15 protein-coding genes and 1 other annotated feature are annotated in these 18,678 nt (G+C 36.7%); of the genes, 7 read left to right on the plus strand and 8 right to left on the minus strand.

All coding sequences use genetic code 11. From position 1 onward, the window contains the following. Positions 1–164: 164 nt before the first annotated feature. A complete protein-coding gene (locus tag ESZ54_RS00185; protein WP_136135655.1) occupies positions 165–1,007 on the minus strand; it encodes a VOC family protein in 843 nt (280 codons plus the stop codon). 347 nt (positions 1,008–1,354) lie between these two features. Here ESZ54_RS00185 and ESZ54_RS00190 point away from each other — a divergent pair, with 347 nt between their 5' ends. Genes ESZ54_RS00190 through ESZ54_RS00205 form a run of 4 tightly spaced genes read left to right on the plus strand, consistent with a single transcriptional unit; the run spans position 1,355 to position 4,023 of the window. Beyond that, positions 1,355–2,017: a Crp/Fnr family transcriptional regulator gene (locus ESZ54_RS00190; RefSeq protein ID WP_162615042.1), complete on the plus strand. Its 663-nt coding sequence runs from the start codon at positions 1,355–1,357 to the stop codon at positions 2,015–2,017. Next, the gene (locus ESZ54_RS00195) at positions 2,018–2,746 is read left to right on the plus strand and encodes a nucleoside phosphorylase (protein WP_136135657.1); all 729 of its coding nucleotides are present in this window, start codon (positions 2,018–2,020) and stop codon (positions 2,744–2,746) included. Next, the gene (locus ESZ54_RS00200) at positions 2,746–3,438 is read left to right on the plus strand and encodes a nicotinamide mononucleotide transporter (protein WP_136135658.1); all 693 of its coding nucleotides are present in this window, start codon (positions 2,746–2,748) and stop codon (positions 3,436–3,438) included. The genes ESZ54_RS00195 and ESZ54_RS00200 overlap by 1 nt, the downstream gene beginning before the upstream one ends. Before the next feature lie 45 nt (positions 3,439–3,483). After that, on the plus strand, positions 3,484–4,023 hold the full coding sequence (locus tag ESZ54_RS00205) for an NAD(P)H-dependent oxidoreductase (protein WP_239433712.1): 540 nt from the start codon (positions 3,484–3,486) through the stop codon (positions 4,021–4,023). A gap of 109 nt (positions 4,024–4,132) precedes the next feature. Here ESZ54_RS00205 and pepT read toward each other — a convergent pair whose 3' ends face one another. The 4 genes from pepT to ESZ54_RS00225 all read right to left on the minus strand — a co-directional run bounded on the left by pepT (position 4,133) and on the right by ESZ54_RS00225 (position 9,316). Then, entirely contained in the window at positions 4,133–5,350 is a 1,218-nt protein-coding gene (gene pepT / locus ESZ54_RS00210; RefSeq protein WP_136135659.1) for a peptidase T, read from the minus strand. A gap of 14 nt (positions 5,351–5,364) precedes the next feature. Further along, positions 5,365–7,011, minus strand: a complete 1,647-nt coding sequence (locus ESZ54_RS00215; protein WP_136135660.1) for a peptide ABC transporter substrate-binding protein — start codon at positions 7,009–7,011, stop codon at positions 5,365–5,367. A gap of 62 nt (positions 7,012–7,073) precedes the next feature. Further along, positions 7,074–7,302 (minus strand) — a binding site (T-box leader). Positions 7,303–7,361: 59 nt separating this feature from the next. Further along, on the minus strand, positions 7,362–8,636 hold the full coding sequence (locus tag ESZ54_RS00220; RefSeq protein WP_136135661.1) for an ABC transporter permease: 1,275 nt from the start codon (positions 8,634–8,636) through the stop codon (positions 7,362–7,364). Beyond that, complete coding sequence (locus ESZ54_RS00225; protein ID WP_136135662.1) at positions 8,636–9,316, minus strand: ABC transporter ATP-binding protein; 681 nt, start codon at positions 9,314–9,316, stop codon at positions 8,636–8,638. The genes ESZ54_RS00220 and ESZ54_RS00225 overlap by 1 nt, the downstream gene beginning before the upstream one ends. A gap of 256 nt (positions 9,317–9,572) precedes the next feature. Here ESZ54_RS00225 and ESZ54_RS00230 point away from each other — a divergent pair, with 256 nt between their 5' ends. Further along, a complete protein-coding gene (locus tag ESZ54_RS00230; protein ID WP_136135663.1) occupies positions 9,573–11,033 on the plus strand; it encodes an ABC transporter substrate-binding protein/permease in 1,461 nt (486 codons plus the stop codon). Next, on the plus strand, positions 11,020–11,745 hold the full coding sequence (locus ESZ54_RS00235) for an amino acid ABC transporter ATP-binding protein (RefSeq protein ID WP_136135664.1): 726 nt from the start codon (positions 11,020–11,022) through the stop codon (positions 11,743–11,745). The genes ESZ54_RS00230 and ESZ54_RS00235 overlap by 14 nt, the downstream gene beginning before the upstream one ends. An 89-nt stretch (positions 11,746–11,834) precedes the next feature. On the opposite strand, the gene ESZ54_RS00240 is transcribed toward ESZ54_RS00235, so the two are convergent. Genes ESZ54_RS00240 through ESZ54_RS00250 form a run of 3 tightly spaced genes read right to left on the minus strand, consistent with a single transcriptional unit; the run spans position 11,835 to position 15,911 of the window. Continuing rightward, complete coding sequence (locus tag ESZ54_RS00240) at positions 11,835–12,851, minus strand: LacI family DNA-binding transcriptional regulator (RefSeq protein ID WP_136135665.1); 1,017 nt, start codon at positions 12,849–12,851, stop codon at positions 11,835–11,837. Positions 12,852–12,881: 30 nt separating this feature from the next. Further along, on the minus strand, positions 12,882–13,715 hold the full coding sequence (locus tag ESZ54_RS00245; RefSeq protein ID WP_136135666.1) for an endonuclease/exonuclease/phosphatase family protein: 834 nt from the start codon (positions 13,713–13,715) through the stop codon (positions 12,882–12,884). 27 nt (positions 13,716–13,742) lie between these two features. Further along, positions 13,743–15,911, minus strand: coding sequence for a PTS transporter subunit IIBC (locus tag ESZ54_RS00250; protein ID WP_136135667.1), 2,169 nt, complete (start codon positions 15,909–15,911; stop codon positions 13,743–13,745). 212 nt (positions 15,912–16,123) lie between these two features. Between ESZ54_RS00250 and ESZ54_RS00255 the strand changes: the two genes are divergently transcribed. Further along, positions 16,124–18,400: a glycoside hydrolase family 65 protein gene (locus ESZ54_RS00255; RefSeq protein WP_136135668.1), complete on the plus strand. Its 2,277-nt coding sequence runs from the start codon at positions 16,124–16,126 to the stop codon at positions 18,398–18,400. Positions 18,401–18,678: the final 278 nt, after the last annotated feature.

Genomic DNA, 18,678 nt, shown 5'->3' on the forward strand with positions numbered 1-18,678 from the left:
TCTGTATCATTTGCTCTAGTGTATCAAAAAAAGATACAGATACACAAGCCCTTTGAATGTTCGCTAATGAATAACAGTTGTAAGCTAATAGACAAACCTCACTTCAAATTAAGTAAAAAAAGACAGTTGAATCGAGATTGTTCTCAGATTCAACTGCCAAACGATTATTTTTTCAATGTCATCTTAATCGCAATTCCATTCGGATCAACCGTCATAAATTGATTTGATGTGATTTCTTCAACCATCAATTTATGTGCTAATAAATTATTTTTTACTCCATTAAAGCTTTCGATCGTCAACCATTGCATCTCAAAAGATTGAATCCCCAGTGCTGTCTTTTGACGTTTTTCTAAGTTCGTGCCACGCCAAATATTTGTTCCAATATGATGATGATAGCCATCTAATGCAAAGAAGCGTGCAGCTCCACCCAAATCATCAGTTAATCTAAAATTAAGCACCTCACGATAAAATTTTTCATTTTCCACAAAACTGGCAACGCTCAAATGAACATGGCCCATTTTTGTCCCTGTGGGCATTTTGACAATAGCTTGTTCTGTTAAGGTCAAAATTTCTGCCGCCTTCAATTCTAAAGTCACACCTTTAATTTGATCGCCTGAACGTTTATCCCAGCTAACTTCTGGTTTATCTGCATAGATTTCGATGCCGTTTCCTTCTGGATCTTCCAGATATAACGCTTCACTGTAGCCATGATCCGCCGCACCAATTGCAATTTTTTCTTCAATAAAATGGCGTAATTTACCACTTAAGGCTTCCCGACTAGGTAATAGTAGCGCTAAGTGGTAAAGCCCTGTTGTAGTATCTCGTGGGACTAATTCCACTCCTTGATTTAACTCAACTAATGGCTGCTGATCAGCTTCAATCCCTAAGGTTACTGTTTCATCTGTTTGTGTTAAAATATCTAAGCCAATCAGCTCTTGATAAAAAGTGGCTTGATCTTTCAAATGTCGGACATTCAATGACACGACACCTAGTTCTAATGTATGCATATTTATTTCCCCTTTAACATTAACTTACTTTTAGTAAGCTAACTATACACCAATTGAACCAAAAAACAAACCATCATGCTTACACACAATGAGATAGAAAAAAATTATTATTATTTTCATTAAGCACACTATTTTAGATTATTTGCTTGTTCAAAAATAAACTACTCATTAAATATAAGCTAGTATGGTATCGTATTCTATTCAATTTAGACGTTTATCGACAAATGTCTATCAATTTCAAGAAAACGCTTTCTTATAGTGCTAAAAGAGAGAAATATTACGTTAGTATAATAATATTTATACTTTATAATAAAGCTATATCAATGATATTTTTTCAGGAGGTAAAAATGACTATCTTGTTCGAGCTCGATAAGTTAATTCAACAGTATCCAAAAATCGCTGAAATATTGCGTGATTGCCCTTACACTATTTTAAAATCTTTTGAGATTCAAACCTATTCAAAAGGAGAATTCTATCTTGAAAAAGGCACCATTTCCAATGAAGTTTATATTATTGTCGATGGTTTAGTTGACATTTTTATAGAAAGTAACAATGGAAAAAGAGTGTCTCTAGATATTTATCAATCAGGTAATATTATTGGTGAACACGAAATTATTCATAAAAATCCATTTAGTGTTTCAGTCATGTCTTTAAGTAACATTACTATTTTAAAATTACAGCGGGAACAATTTTTAAAGTGGCTAGATTTAGATCGTAATTTCAGCAAATTTTTGATTGAGTCTTTATGTAGTCAACTTTATAAATTAAGTCAACTGACAGAAGTTTATTCAATATTTTCGACTAAAGAACAAGTCTCTCTGATTCTTTCAAAATTAAATACGACACAATGCATCGAAAGAAGCCAGCTACTCCTTCAAGTTTCATCAACACCAAGAAGTGTCGATCGAATTTTGAAAGATTTAAGAGAGAAAAATATTATAAGTAATGATAATGGTTTAATTCGAGTCATTAATCACGAAAAATTATTTATTTATGGAAGGGATGTTTAGATGGAAAAACAACCACATATTCAATTAGATTCAAGTTTAAAAATAAAAAAAGCAATCATTGTTGGTGATCCTAAGCGCGTTTCATCAGTTCTCGAATTCTTAGATCACGCAAAAGAAATAACGTTTAATCGCGAATACCGCTCTGCTTTTGGTACATACCAAGGAGCAAGAATTTTAGTTGTGTCGACTGGAATCGGTGCTCCTTCAGCTACAATTGGGATTGAAGAATTAATTTCTATTGGTGTTGAAGAAATCATTAGAGTCGGAAGTTGCGGCGCAATGCAATCAGATTTTAAATTAGGGGAAATAATGGTGGTATCAGGTGTCGTTAGAGACGACGGTACAACCAAAAATTATGTACCCGAAAGTTTTCCTGCTATTCCAGATAGTGAGTTACTCTGTGCTGCCTGCACACAACACGACATTGCTGTTCATATTGGCATTGGACGTAGTCACGATAGTTTTTACAACGATAACAATGCAGATATCGAAGCTTTTTGGTCCAATCATCATGTACTTGGTGCTGATATGGAATCTGGGGCACTTTACGTATTAGGACAATTGCGCGGAATCAAAACACTTTCGATTTTAAATAATGTTGTCCTTTATCAAGACGCTCTCAATGAAGGGGTCAATCAATTAGTCTCTGGAGATGATTTAGTAATTCAAGGCGAAAAGAAATCAATTCAACTAGCATTAAATATTCTAACTAGGAGGGAAAATAAATAATGAAACAAACTGTTCACAAAGTACTCAAATCAAAAGAATGGGATATTGGCTGGATTTCAATTGGTATTTTACTGGTCATTATAAGTACCGTTATTAGTGCTAAAGGAAATATTACATTAACGACTGTGACCTCATTCGTTGGTAGTATTGTCGGAATGACTGTCGTTTTACTTTTAGCAAATCAAACCGGTAAATTTGCAACTGGTTTAGGTATTGTTGGTGCTTTACTAGATACCTTTAATAATTACAAATTTGGTTTATCAGGAATGATGTTAGTTGGAATTTATGCCTTCTTCCTTTATCTAAAAGGATTTTTAACAATGGGGAAAAAAATTGAAGTAACTAAAGTAACTAAAGCGAACCTCTATATTTCGGGAGCAATTGCAATCGGCGGTGGCTTACTTCTTTATTTCTTCGGCTCCTCAATTCTGCCTAAAGATGCTCCTCAATGGGTCATTCTAGCAAATATTTTAGTTTTTATTGTACAAGTCGTTTCACAGTATTTAATGGTAGATGGAAAAGCGATTGGATGGTTAGGTTTTTGTTTAATCAACGTCATCAATCTATTCTTACAATTTTATATCTTTATCAGTGGTTCTAATCCAACTGCCTTGATTTATTTAGCTATGACTTTTATGTTCTTACTAAATTCAATCAAAGCCTTAGTCCTTTGGTATGGCTTTGGAGAATAATATCACTTAGAAAGGAAGAAACATCTATGAAAACAACACTAATTATTGATCATCCTTGGGAATCATGCACTCTTAAAAAAGCTGGTTGCTGGGCTTGAAGCAGATAAAAAAGACTATCAAGTGATCGACTTATATAAAGACAAATTCAATCCTGTTATGCAAACAGCAGAACTTGCTCGCTATCAAAGTGGTACAACAACCGATCCAATTGTTCAAAAATATATCAATTGCATAAAAGAAACGGATCAATTAATCCTCATTTTCCCAATTTGGTGGTATAGCTGTCCCGCTGGTTTAAAAGGTTTTTTTGACAAAGTTCTTCTAAATAACGTTGCCTTCTATGACGATGGGGAGGGCGTTAAACCAATGCTAAACGTGAAAAACACAGTGATTTTTAGTACGACTGAACAAACGACAGAAGGAATATATTCACATGCGCATGATTGTTTTAGAAACCAAATTGCGACAACACTTGCTGACGTTGGTTGTCAATCTATTCAATGGCATAACCTTGGACAAATCAGTAGTTTAACACAAGAAGAACGGGTTCAATTTTTAACTGAATCTTATTCAAAAATCAAATAACAAAAAGTCGAAAAGTTAATTATTCAAGATTAACTTTTCGACTTTTTATTTTATCTACTATAAAAATCGGGGGAACTTTTTAACAATTGAATAATATGGGGAGGAATAACTAAGCCAGTGTCACAATTTCAATCAAGGTTCTGGCTGCAATCTCCATTGCTTCTTTTGAAATAAATTCGAATTGACCATGGAAATTCTCGCCACCCGTAAAAATATTAGGTGTTGGTAAACCCATAAGAGAGATTTTCGATCCATCTGTCCCACCTCTAAATGGCGTGACAATCGGTTCAATCCCTAAATTCGCCATCGCCGCTAACGCTAAATCTACTGAACGCATATCTTTTTCAATGACTTCTTTCATATTGTAATACTGATCTTTTAGTGTCATTGAAAAACGTGGACGATCGTATTGCGCATTACAATCAGCAACGACTTGTTCTAAATATTTTTTACGCGCAGCAAATTTTTCACGGTCATGATCACGAATGATATAAGTGAGTTTCGCTTCAGAGATGGTACCTGTTAAATCATGCAGTAAATAAAAACCTTCATAACCTCTTGTTTTCTCTGGCACCTCATCTTGTGGTAGTGCTTGATCAAATGCTGATGCTAATTTTAATGCATTGACCATCATACCATATGCCGTTCCCGGATGAACACTCGTTCCTTGAATCACAATCTCGGCTTGGGCAGCATTAAAAGTCTCGTATTCAAAATGGCCCACTCGACCACTATCGACAGTATAAGCAAAGTCAGCCGGAAACTGATCGACTCTAAAATGATCGGCACCTCGGCCAATTTCCTCATCAGGACCAAAAGCAACCCAAATATCACCATGTTCAACTTCCGGATGATCGATAAAGTAATCTAACATCTCCAAAATTTCAACAATACCAGCTTTATCATCGGCACCTAAAAGGGTCGTACCATCGGTTGTTATCAGCGTTTCACCGAGATAATCTTTTAAATTAGGAAATTCAGCCACTTCCATGATAATCTGTTTGTTTTCATTTAAAACCAAGTCTTGACCTTGGTATTTCTCAAAAATTTGTGGCTGGATATTTTCCGCAGGGTAATCAGCTGTATCGAGATGGGCAATAAAGCCAATACTTGGTTTTTCTTTGGTTGTATTTTTTGGTAAACATCCAATTAAGAAACCATTCTCCTCATTGTAGAAAATCTGACTTAAACCTTGTTCCTGCAACTCCTGTTCGAGACGTTTGGCAAATTCGACTTGACCAATTGTGGTTGGAATCGTCGAACTTTTTTCGTCGGAACGCGTATTTAGTTTTACAAATTCGATAAAACGTGGCATTAATTTTGACATTGGGTTAAACTCCTTTAATTTTTCTTTTCAGCATTTCGTAAAATAAAGTAACCGCCATATGATGGATACTCAATATTTTTAAGTGTTGGTGAGACTAAATAATTTGAGGCACTTTGATAAATTGGCACTTGTGCCACATCTTTTTCAAGTAATTGTTCCTCAGCTTGTTTGTAATCTGTAAATTGTTCATTGGCATGATTTGCATGTTCTTCTTTAGCTGCTACCGTAAGTTTATCATAAGTTTGGTTACTGTAATTGCCATAATTATAAGCTGAACCTGTCGCATAAAGATTGAAATACGAATCTAATTCACTGCTACCAGCAATCCAACCAGATAACGATAATTCATAATTTTTATCAGCACGAGCCTGATTGACATTATTTCGTGGTTGCAGACTGACCTTCAAAGTTAAGCCGTTAAGATTTTCTTCAACTTGACCCTTAATGTATTCGGCGACTTTTTTACCTTCATCACTATCAGCTGCAAGTAAATTAAGCGTTACTTTATCTCCTAATTCTTTTTGGGCCTTCTGCCAACTCGTTTTGGCAGTCTTCACATTGTAGGTTAAGTACTTTCCACTATATGCTCTGAAATCTTCTTTCGTTTCTGGATTTTGATACAACTTCCGTGGCACTAAACCATCAAGCGCTTTTGAACCATCAGCTAAGACACTCTCCGCAAGTGTTTTTTTATCAATTGAAAGGGCGATGGCACGACGTAAATCTTGATTTGCTAAAGGTTTTGAGTCTTCTTTATTAAAATCTAAAAACACATTGGCGACATCTTGATAATTTGTATAACCAGGATCTTCTTTGTATTCGGCCACATTTTGACCACTAATTCGCACTAAATCTAATGAACCTTCTTGATACAAACTAATACCTGTCGTCTCTTCTTTGATTGTTTGAACTTCAACTTCATCAAGTTTGACTTTATTTTTATCATAATAGTTTTTGTTTTTCTTTAACGTCCATGTATCACTCGTCCCATCCCAATTGTCTAAAACAAACGCGCCATTATAAAGGGTATCAGAACTAGTTGTACCATATTTTTTAGCATGTTCTTGGACAAACTGTTCAGATTGCGGCGCTAACCAACCAATTGCTGCAACAGATAAAAATGACGGTTGAGCTGTTCTTAGTTCGACAATAAAAGTAGCATCATCTGGTGTTTTAATTCCTAAAGTGTCAATAGCTGCTTTGCCTTCACGAATGTCTTTACTATTGACAACATTATCTAATAAATATGAATTTGGTCCTTGTGTTTTAGGGTCCACCAAACGTTTCCAAGCATAAGCAAAATCTTTTGACGTTATTGTATCTCCATTACTCCACTTGGCATCGGCACGTAATTTGAATGTATAAGTTAAACCATCTTCACTGACTTCGTAGGTTTCGGCAATACCAGGTACAATCTGAGTATCTTTGTCAAAACGAACCAAACCTTCAAAGAGGTGTTGGACCATCGTAAAAGTATTTTTATCTGTTGTTTGCGTGGTATCAATTGTCGAAATCGGCGCCGGGGTACTGACGACAACTTTTTGACTTACTGCTCCTTTTTCTTTATTTGCTGTGGTCGCAGTACCACTCTTTACTGTGCCGCAACTAGCCAACAAAAGTGTTGCCGCGACTGTACTTAATAATAAAATATTCTTTTTCATTTTTATTCCTCCATCAGTTAAAAAATCTGAACCAGAAAATAAAAAAATAGCCTTCATCCTAATAAAAGGACGAAGACTATTCTTCGCGGTACCACCTTTGTTGACTTATATGCCCACTTCTACACAGTACAATCATACTGCTGTGCTATAACAGGCACTCCTGTATAAGTCTCATGATTCGACCTATCTGTTCCAAGGCCATTTTCAGTTGCTAGTCCATTATCTCTTTTCACCAACCGAGACTCTCTTTGAACGGCATTCACAACTTACTTTCCTTGTCATCACATTTTCTAACTTGTTATTTTTGATTAAAGCTATATTAGCATACTCTAATTTTACTGTCAACATCTCTACTCATATTTTAATGCAGTGATTGGATCAAGCTTCGCAGCCCGTTTTGCTGGGAACGTTCCTGCTAGAAAAGCAATCAACATAATCACAACGACAATCATTAAAGCTGAAGAAAGATTAAATTCGACTAAGGTTAAACCATCTAATCCCTTCAAAAAATTCTTCGTTGCAAACTGATTAATTAATTGACCAACGCCATACGCACCACCAAGTCCGACGACCGAACCCCAGAAACCAATCAGTAGTGCTTCAAAACTGAAGAGACTAAATATTTTTCCACCACTCATCCCCATAGCTTTCATCAAGCCAATTTCACGCGTTCTTTCTTGAACAGACATATAAAGGGTATTGATAATCCCAAAACTTGCGGCAAGTAAGGCAATGCCACCAAACATTGTTAAGACACCTGTAATCCCGTTGACAACATTTCGAATGATACCAATTTGATCATCCATTGTTTGCCCCATAAAGCCCTTATCTGCTAATTTCGTTTTGATTTTTGTGATTTCAGCTGGCGTAATATTTTTTGGTAATGAAGCTGTTGCAGCAAAAACTTGGCCCTGCATTTGTTCAGGTAATCCTGTTTCGTTAATTTGCACTAACTTACCTGATAACGCGTTATTGACCATCGACATGCCACCTTGGACAATACTTTTCGTTCTAACACCCACGATTTCTGCTTTCACTTCTTGCGTCTTACCTGTTCCCATCTCTGTCACACCTAGCGTTACTTCCTTGCCAATTGCCTCTTTATTATTTTTATAACCAAGTGATTTAACATAAGAAGTCGCTAAGACGATTTCATTCTTTGGCGCATCATTATCAATTTGACGCCCTGCTTCTAATTCCACTTTATTACCTAATGAAATTGAGGCATTAAAGACAAATTTATCATCAGAAGCTCCTTGAATAAAGTCCGTTTGGAAGTTTTCCATTGGTTTAATTTTGGATAACTCTTGCATCTCTTTTAAAGTCTCAAAATCATTTTTACTTAATTTCGCTTGTTCTGATTTTTGTTCCTTGGGTTCATATTTCTTCGGTTTATCGCCACCCATTTCAGCACCGAATTCTTGTTTAGGCATCACAATCATCGTATCCATATCACCGACACCTTGAAGTTGTTTATCGACATAATCGTTGACACCAATGTTAATACCTACAGTCAGTGAAATCGTGAACGCCCCAATAAAAATAGCGACAATTGTTAAGATGGTTCGACTCTTATTACGAAATAGATTAGCATTTGCGGATTTGATAATATCCCAAAATTTCATTATGCTTCACCTCCAACAATTAGACCATCTTTAATTTGGATTTGACGGTCACATAATGCGGCTAAATCTGGGTCATGGGTCACAATAATTAAAGTAATGCCTTGCTCTTTTTTCAAATTGAATAACAATTCTTCAATTTTTCCCCCTGTCGTTGAGTCAAGATTTCCAGTTGGCTCATCAGCAAAAATGATCTGCGGATTATTGACTAACGCTCGCGCAATACAAACTCTTTGCTTTTGGCCACCAGATAAATCATTGGCTTTATTTTTCGCTTTATCCGCCAGTTCAACTGAAGCTAAGGCTTGCAGGCCTTTTTCTTCACGCTCGCGTTTTGACATACCCGCAATTTTCAACGGTAAAATAACATTATCTAACACACTTTCTTGTGGATTCATAAAAAATTGTTGAAACACAAAACCAAACGTTTCATTGCGCAAATGATTTAATTCTTTTTTCTTTAGTGTGCGAATATTTTTACCGAGGATTTCAATCTCACCGCTTGTTGGTTGATCCAACAAAGCTAATAAGTGCATTAAGGTTGATTTTCCCGAACCACTCTTCCCGATAATGGCTACCGATTCGCCTTTTTCAATCTCTAAATCAATGCCTTTCAACGCCTCAAATAGTGACGTTCCGGAGCCATAAGCTCGCTTTAAATTTGATACTTTAACCACTGACATAAAACCGACCACCCTTCTTTTTAATACCTCTTATTATTCCACTCTCTATTTCTTTATACATCATCCTTAAGACCGATATCTAAGACTTAATGAAAATTCCCTTCAACACTATTTTGCATATTATTCTAAAATAATGAATATTATTTTAATATACTTCCTTTAAACCTAACAAATATAAATATATATTGAATATATTATCATTATTACGTATACTTCACAACAATACAAAAATTAATAAAAAAGGAGTTATGCGTGTATGTCTGTTTTATCGAAAAAGTTATCAATTTTGTTAACTGTCATTATTACGATGATGACAATTGTTTCTGTTCCGGTTGCCGCTGAAGAAAGTGACCCAGTTCTTGATCGAATCAGGCAAAGCAAAACACTGACAATTGGCGTTTCAGCCGATTACGCTCCCTTAGAATTTCATGCTAAAGTCAAAGAAAAAGATGAAGTTGTTGGGATTGATATTGATATCTCTAAAAAAATTGCCCAAGATCTAGGCGTCTCTCTTAAAATCGAAGAATATGGGTTCGACGCATTGATGGGTGCTTTGAAAACTGGCAAAGTCGATATGGTTATCTCTGGTTTAACACCAACACCAGAGCGAATGAATGAAGTTGACTTCTCTGATCCCTATTTAGAAGTTGACCAAAAAGTGATCATTCGCAAAAATGATCAAGCTCAATTTAAGTCTCTTGATGATTTCAAACAGTTAAAAGTTGGCGCACAAAAGCAAAGTCTACAAGAAGAACTGGCGCGTGATGAATTAAACGCTAAGGTCGTGTCACTTCAAAAAATGCCGGATATCATTTTACAATTACAACATAAAAAAATTACCGGTGCCGTGGTTGAGGGCCCCGTAGCGGAAGCCTATTTACAACAACATCCTGATTTAGTTTTCGCGGATGTAAAGTTTGCAGGTATTCAAAAAGAAAATGCGATTGCTGTACCGAAAAATTCGCCCGCCTTTTTGAAAGCTGTCAATCAATCTCTGACTGCAATAAAAGAAGAAAATCTCATCAAAGGCTATAAAAAACAAGCTTCAAACTTGATGTTTTCAGAGGAATCTTTCTTTAAAAAATACAAGCCTTACTATTTAAAAGGGATGTATTATACCATTTTCCTAGCTCTTATCGGCGTTTTCTTTGGTGCCATTTTAGGAACTGTTTTAGCTTTGATGAAGCTCTCAACTAAAAGAGCTATCAAATGGCCTGCTATTGCCTATATTGAATATTTGCGTGGCACGCCGTTACTTGTGCAAATCTTTCTCGTATTCTTTGGTTCAAATGTGATTGGTTTTGAATTGTCTGCACTTGCAGCCAGTTGTTTAGCGCTCTCGCTTAATAGCGGCGCCTATGTTGCCGAAATTATTCGTGCAGGTATTAACGCTGTCGATCAAGGCCAAACTGAAGCCGCACGTTCGCTTGGGATGCCTGCAATCAAAACATTGAGATATATCATTTTTCCGCAAGCCATTAAAAATATTTTACCCGCCCTTGGCAATGAATTTGTCACCGTCATTAAAGAATCATCCGTTGTATCTGTAATTGGCGTTGGCGAATTAATGTTCCAAGCAGGTGTGGTTCAAGGTTCTAGCTTTAAACCGTTCTTGCCAATAATGGTGGCTTCATTACTCTATTTCTTCCTCACGTTCACATTGTCACGCCTCTTAGGTGTTTATGAAAGGAGATTAGCAATTCATGATTCATACTAAACAACTGACTAAATCATTCGGAGAAAATGCTGTCTTAAAAGGCATTGATCTCACTGTTCAACAAGGTGAAGTACTCGTCATTATTGGTCCTTCAGGAAGCGGAAAAAGCACGCTCCTTCGCTGTTTAAATTTACTTGAAACACCAACGAGTGGTGACGTAGTCTTTGAAGGCACTAGTTTACTAGCAAAAGAAACAAACATTGATAAGATTAGAACCAAAATGGGAATGGTCTTCCAAAACTTCAATCTCTTTCCTCATTTAACAGTGCTTGAAAATCTCACAATTAGCCCGCGACATGTTAAAGGAGAAGCTGTTGATGTTAGTCAGCAAAATGCTCTAAAATTACTGACTAAAGTTGGCCTAGAAAATAAAGCCGCTGCCTATCCTAACTCCTTATCTGGTGGTCAAAAACAACGGGTTGCCATCGCGCGTGCTTTAGCAATGGAACCAGACGTCTTACTATTTGATGAGCCGACTTCAGCTCTTGATCCTGAAATGGTTGGTGAAGTGCTTGATGTCATGCAAACACTCGCTAAAGAAGGGATGACGATGGTTGTCGTCACACATGAAATGGGCTTTGCCAAAGAAATGGCTGATCGTGTGATTTTTATGGCGGATGGTATCATTCAAGAAAGTGGCACTCCACAGGCACTCTTTGAGAATCCGCAAGTTAAGCGAACACAAGAATTTTTACAAAAAGTCCTCATATAAAAATAAAAAGCCTCCACCGAATTGTCCAATACAAATCGGTGGAGGCTTAAATTATCGTCACTCGGCTAGTCTACAGTATGGGGATACCACTAGTCTTCCTTAATTCTTCTAACTGTTTCTTGTTCGATCAAAGTATGGGGGATGATCACACGCTTTTTAACGGCATTCGGGGTACGCAACTGATTCAAAAATTCTTCAATCGCGGTTTTGCCTAAAAGCATTGTGTTAATATCAAGGCTCGTTAAATAAGGATGAATGAGTGACGAGAATATCGAATGATTAAAACTGATGACTGAGATATCGTCTGGCACTTGATAACCCAGAAAATTAACCATTTGCATTAAACGCAAAGCAAACATATCGTCAATTGCAATACACGCCGTCGGTTTAACAAACGCGACGAGTTCTCTAAAATGGTCATAATCAGTTGATTGAATCAAAGGTACGAGTGGATGAACTTGATAACCTCGTCCTCGTAAGGCTTTCTCATAGCCCGAATAACGTTCATAAACAAAGTTTTCATCAATATTATTCGTGACGAAAAGGATTGATTCATGTCCTTTCGTCATTAAATGATCACATGCCGCATAACCAAGTAAATTATTGTCATTATCAACACAACTCGACTCATTACTATAGTCATAAGGACTCCCAATCACTGTGTAAGGAATCTTAGTCTTTATTAAATACGCTAAAACAGGATCTTTTTCTTTAACATAAAGTAAGATAAAACCATCCACGCGTTTTTGGCGATACATCAGTTCAACGTTTTCAAGTAATTGAGCTTGGGTTGTACCTGAGGCGATGGCAATTGTCACTTGCTGTTTACGTGCCTCTTCATTCATGGCTGTTATCATTTCTAAATAGATTGGATTACTTTGACGTTCTTTTGAATCCGATACAGGAAGAATAACGCCAATCGTATTTGCAAAATTTTTAGCTAAATTCTGAGCCGCAACGTTCGGAACATAACCCAGACGATCCATCGCACGGCGCACTTTTTCTTTTGTTTCTTTTGAAATACTTGGATGATCTTGCAATGTTCTTGAAACAGTTGAAGGCGCAACGCCAACTTCTTTTGCAACATCTTTAATTGTGACACTCATTTTACTGCTCAAACCCTTCCCATCATTCTCTTAAAACTTAATCTCAGCCATCACGCCAAAATGATCACTCACAATTGGACTATTCTTGCCATCAAAGACAACCATATGTTCTGAAACAACACTTTCAGCTGGTACTAAAATATAATCTAAACGCATCTCAGGCAGTGTGTCTCGATCATGCCAGCCATCAATCACACCAACAACCGTTGCTTCCCCTGATACTTCTTTACTACATAAAAACGTATCGGAAAAGTCGCCTGTCATCGCTGTAAAACTTTCACCTTGAATATGACTAGGTGCATTAAAATCGCCCATCAAAATAGTTGGCATTTTTTGTTTACTTAAAACCAGCTGCAATTGCTGCCATTCATATTGAAAACCTTCGCTCGCATTTTCAGACCACCACGAATAGTGATTACTCATCACGCGATACGTGACACCAGTATCAGTCGTTGAGATACTCATCAATTGGCGTCTTGTATGGTAATCCGTCATGTCATCCATTGGTGAAACTAACAGACTATCCGCAATAAAAGGGGTTTTTGACAACAGCGCCACACCTTCTTCATAACGATCATAGCCAATGTGGCTACACGTCCAACTCCAATAATAATCCAATCCTAATTCTTGGAGACGCTCCACTAAATTAAGCGCAAAATTATCTGTTTTAATACCAATTGTTTCAGCTTTCGTTTGACAGAAATAATCATCTGGAAGTAATGCTTCTGAAGTAATGCTTTGATTGACTTCTTGGAGTGCTACCCAGTCAAAATCATGACGCAAAATAAATTGCGCAATGATTTCTAATTTCTCGAGAGGTTGTTCTTCCATCCAACTATGTGTATTTAGGGTTAAACATTTCATATTTTTAGCTCCTTGAGTTGTTAACTTTTAGAATGTGACCTGACCAACAACAGTTGCTGCGGCTTGTTCACCAGTTACATCAAGTGCTACTTTATCAAGTTTATCGCTATTCGTAAAGACAACAATGATTGATGTGCCTTTTCCTTCTGCTTTTACTTGCTCCCAGTTCACTTCTGCTAAAGAATCGCCTTGAGACACTTTTTGGCCTTCTGTGACTTTTAAATCAAAACAATCTGCTTCTAAACTGACAGTATCGATTCCCATGTGAACCAAAATTTCTAAACCATCTGCTGTTTTTAAGCCAATCGCATGTTTCGTAGGGAAAATTGCCACCACTTCACCATCTACAGGCGCAAAAACTTCATTAGCCGTCGGATTAACCGCAAAACCTTCACCCATCATTTTTTGTGAGAAGACTTCATCTTCAACATCCTCTAACGGAATGACTTTTCCGGTTGCAACAGCGGCAATCGTCATTGTTTTACCTAAACTTGCATGTGTTTCTGTTGCTGTTTCAGCGACTGGTTTTTCAGTTTTAGGAATAGCGACACCTGAGTCTAATAAATCTTGAATATCCGATTTTAAAATATCAGCTTTCGGACCATAGACAGCTTGCACACCTGTATCCTTAATAATAATGCCCATCGCACCAGCTTCTTTCCATTCAGCTTCTGAACCCACTTTAGCAGTTTCTCTAACTGACACACGAAGACGAGTCATACAAGCATCAACATCTGCAATATTTTCACGACCACCTAAAAGATTAATAATCGCCACAACTTGAGGATCTAATTCACCTTTAGCAACTGGTTTACTTTCAGTTTCAGTTCCTTCAAAGTTTTCATAGTTACCATTACGTCCTGGTGTTGCATAATTAAATTTCTTAATTAAGAAACTTGCGATAAAGTAAGTAATCACTGCGTACGCAATAACGGCTAAAACAAAGTTAATTAAATCACCTGTTAAGCCCGCTTTAACTGAAATTGGAACACGTGTTAATAATTCAATGTTACCAAATGAGTGGACACGTAAATTGATGACATCTGCCAAAGCAAAAGCTGAACCTTGAATCAATGCATAGACAACATATAATGGCACAGCTGCAAACATAAACATAAATTCTAATGGTTCTGTCACACCTGTTAAGAAAACAGCTAAAGCAGCAGAAACATACATTGATTTATATTTTGAACGTTTGTCAGCATCAACATTACGATACATTGCCATTGTCATACCCATTAAGATACCTGAAGAACCAATCATTTGACCGACTTTAAAACGAGCAGGTGTCCAGTTAGATAAAACAAAGTTATATTTATCCATGTCACCAGCACCTTTTAAGTTTACAAGGTCTGTTGCCCAAGCTAACCACAGTGGATCTTGTCCAAAGACTTGTGTGCCGGCATTTACACCAGATAGAATTTCATATGTACCACCCAATTGCGTATAGTTAATTGGAATAGTTAACATATGATGTAAACCAAATGGTAATAAGAGACGTTCTAGTGTTCCATATAGGAATGGTGCTAGAATCGGTGCTGTATCTTGACTTGTTGCAATCCATAAACCAAAGTTATTGATTCCTGATTGAATTGCTGGCCACACAACAGCTAACACTAATGACGCAATCACTGACCACAAGATTACAACAAAAGGTACAAAACGTTTACCATTAAAGAATGATAATGCATCAGGTAGTTTACGATAATTGTAGTACTTGTTAAACGCCATCGCACCTACAAACCCTGCAATAATCCCAACAAACACACCCATGTTAAGAGCTGGTGCTTCTAAAACACTTGTAAAGAAGCCTTTAACCATAATTTTTGTACCAAATAAAGTGTGCGTGAATGCTTTATCATCTAATAGCATCTCACTTGTTACACCAAAGATGGCACCAGTAATACGGTTAATTAATACAAAAGATACACCGGCTGCAAACGCACCACCAGCACGTTCCTTCGCCCAACTTCCTCCAATTGCTAGTGCAAAGAGAATGTGTAAATTACCAATAATAGCCCAACCAATATTCTCCACAACACCGCCTGTTGTAATGAGTGCAGACATGTTTGGATTAATTAAAGGAATTGTTTTACCAATACTAATCATCAAACCAGCTGCAGGCATTACCGCGATAACAACCATTAAAGCTTTTCCGAATTTTTGCCAAAATTCAAAATTAAATATTTTCTTCATTTTGAAAACACCTTTCTTTTTTTGTTCCGTTCAACGCAAACGGTTTCGTTAACATTATAGTTGTCTGCGTCTTTTATGTAAAGACGTATTTTGAAGTTCCTTGAAAAATGTTACCAGTAACAAGATTTTAAATGGCGGTGTTTCGTATTGATTTCGCAACCGTTTGCGTTTATCATGTTAGTGAAAAGAGATTTAAGGAGGAAAAAACAATCGTGAAACACTTAAAAAGACTATTTAGTACAGATCCATGGGTCTTAAGTACCAACGAACTTCATTTAGACGACATTCGCTTACAAGAATCATTAACGAGTATCGGCAATGGTTATATGGGAATGCGGGGGAATTTCGAAGAAGGGTTCAGTGCTGACCATCATCAAGGCTCATATTTAGCTGGTATTTGGTATCCAGATAAAACACGTGTCGGTTGGTGGAAAAATGGCTATCCTGAATACTTTGGTAAAGTCATCAACTCATTAAACTTTATTGCTATGGACCTTTTTGTAAATGATACAAAAATTGATTTGGCAACAATGCCTGTCTCAGACTTTAATCAATCATTAGACATGCAACACGGTCTTTTATCACGCGAATTTGTCGTGACGGTTGATGATGTAAAAGTGAAATTACACTTTAGTCGTTACCTAAGTTTAGTCACAAAAGAATTAGGTGTGATTGAATTAACAGCGACTTTCGTTGAAGGAAATGGCTCATTTAAAGTTATTTCTAAATTAGATAATAATGTTCAAAACGAAGATAGTAACTATGATGAAATGTTCTGGGAAGAATTAGCAGTCGGCCAAACACCAAGTGGTTTTTCAACCTTAACAACAAGAACAGTGCCAAACGATTTTGGTATTGAACAATTCACTGTTACTGCAGCCATGGCTCATGAAAACAACCAAAATGTTGCACCAATTAAAGAAAGTCATCCTTTACTTGCGACAGAAACATTTAACTTTGATGTTAAAGCTGGGGATACAATTGAACTTGCTAAACGTGTCATTATTGTGACAAGTCGTGATATTGAACCTACTCAACAAGTGGCAACTGCCGAAAAACTTTTAGCAGATACACTTAAAATTGATTTAAAAGCAACAAAAGACAGCCATAAAGCTGAATGGTTAAAACGTTGGGAACTTGCGGACGTAGTCATCGAAGGTGACGCTGAAGCACAACAAGGCATTCGTTTCAACTTGTTCCAATTATTCCAAACTTATTACGGTGAAGATGAACGCTTAAACATCGGACCAAAAGGCTTTACAGGCGAAAAATATGGTGGTGCGACATACTGGGATACCGAAGCTTATGCTGTGCCATTATACCTTGCACTTGCTGATACAAGTGTTACGAAAAACTTGTTAAAATATCGTCATAATCAATTACCACAAGCCTTCCACAATGCACGTCAACAAGGACTTGAAGGCGCACTTTACCCAATGGTGACCTTTACCGGTGTGGAATGTCATAACGAATGGGAAATTACATTTGAAGAAATTCACCGTAATGGTGCCATCGCTTATGCTATTTATAACTATACTAATTACACTGGCGACACTGACTATCTTAAAAAAGAAGGTTTAGAAGTTTTAACTGCAATTGCTCGTTTCTGGGCAGACCGCGTACATTATTCTAAACGCAATCAAAAATACATGATTCACGGTGTAACTGGACCAAACGAATACGAAAACAACGTAAATAATAACTGGTATACAAACCTTATCGCAACTTGGGTACTTAAATATACATTAGAATCATATAAAAAATATCAAGCAGATGCGATTGTTGACATTCCAAATGAAGAGTTAGCACGTTGGAGTGACATTATTGAGCATATGTACTTCCCTGCTGATGAAGAATTAGGTGTTTTCGTTCAACATGATACATTCTTAGACAAAGACTTAATGCCAGTTAGTGACTTAAGAAGTGAAGATGTACCATTGAACCAAAACTGGTCATGGGATCATATTTTACGTTCTTGCTTCATTAAACAAGCAGATGTCTTACAAGGGATTTATTTCTTCAATGATCAATTTACAATTGAAGAAAAACGTCGTAATTTTGATTTCTACGAACCAATGACAGTTCACGAATCATCATTATCACCATGTATTCACTCAATTCTTGCTGCCGAACTTGGTATGGAAGAAAAAGCAGTTGAGATGTATCAACGTACGGCTCGTCTTGACTTAGACAACTACAATAATGACACTGAAGATGGTTTACATATTACTTCAATGACTGGTAGCTGGTTAGCGATTGTCCAAGGTTTCGCGCAAATGAAAACCTTCAATGAATCATTAAGTTTTGCACCATTCTTACCAAAACAATGGACAAACTATGCCTTCCACATCACTTATCGTGGACGCCTATTACATATCACCATTGATGAAAATGTAACAGTTAAATTATTAGAAGGCGATAGCTTAGATATCACCCTTTATGGTGAAACATATACATTGAAAGATCAAATTCAAACTAAAGTGAAATAATCGCAGTTAAATATTTAGTGTTTAAAAATAATGAGGGAGTGTGACAAAGTAAGTCACACTCCCTTAATTACAAATACTGTTATAGCAGTAGCTTCTGCGAAAATAAGCCAAAACCCACTAAAATTTGAAAAGCAATTTTTGTGACTTTTTTCTTATTTCTTGAAGCTGAACACTTCTATCACAACTTCATTACAAGAAACGGTGTCATAGAAGTAGCTTCTGCGGAAATAAGCCAAAACTCACTAAAATTTGAAAAGCAATTTTTGTGACTTTTTTCT

It is taken from the genome of Vagococcus silagei (genome assembly GCF_004795745.1).
In the GTDB taxonomy this organism is placed as follows: domain Bacteria; phylum Bacillota; class Bacilli; order Lactobacillales; family Vagococcaceae; genus Vagococcus; species Vagococcus silagei.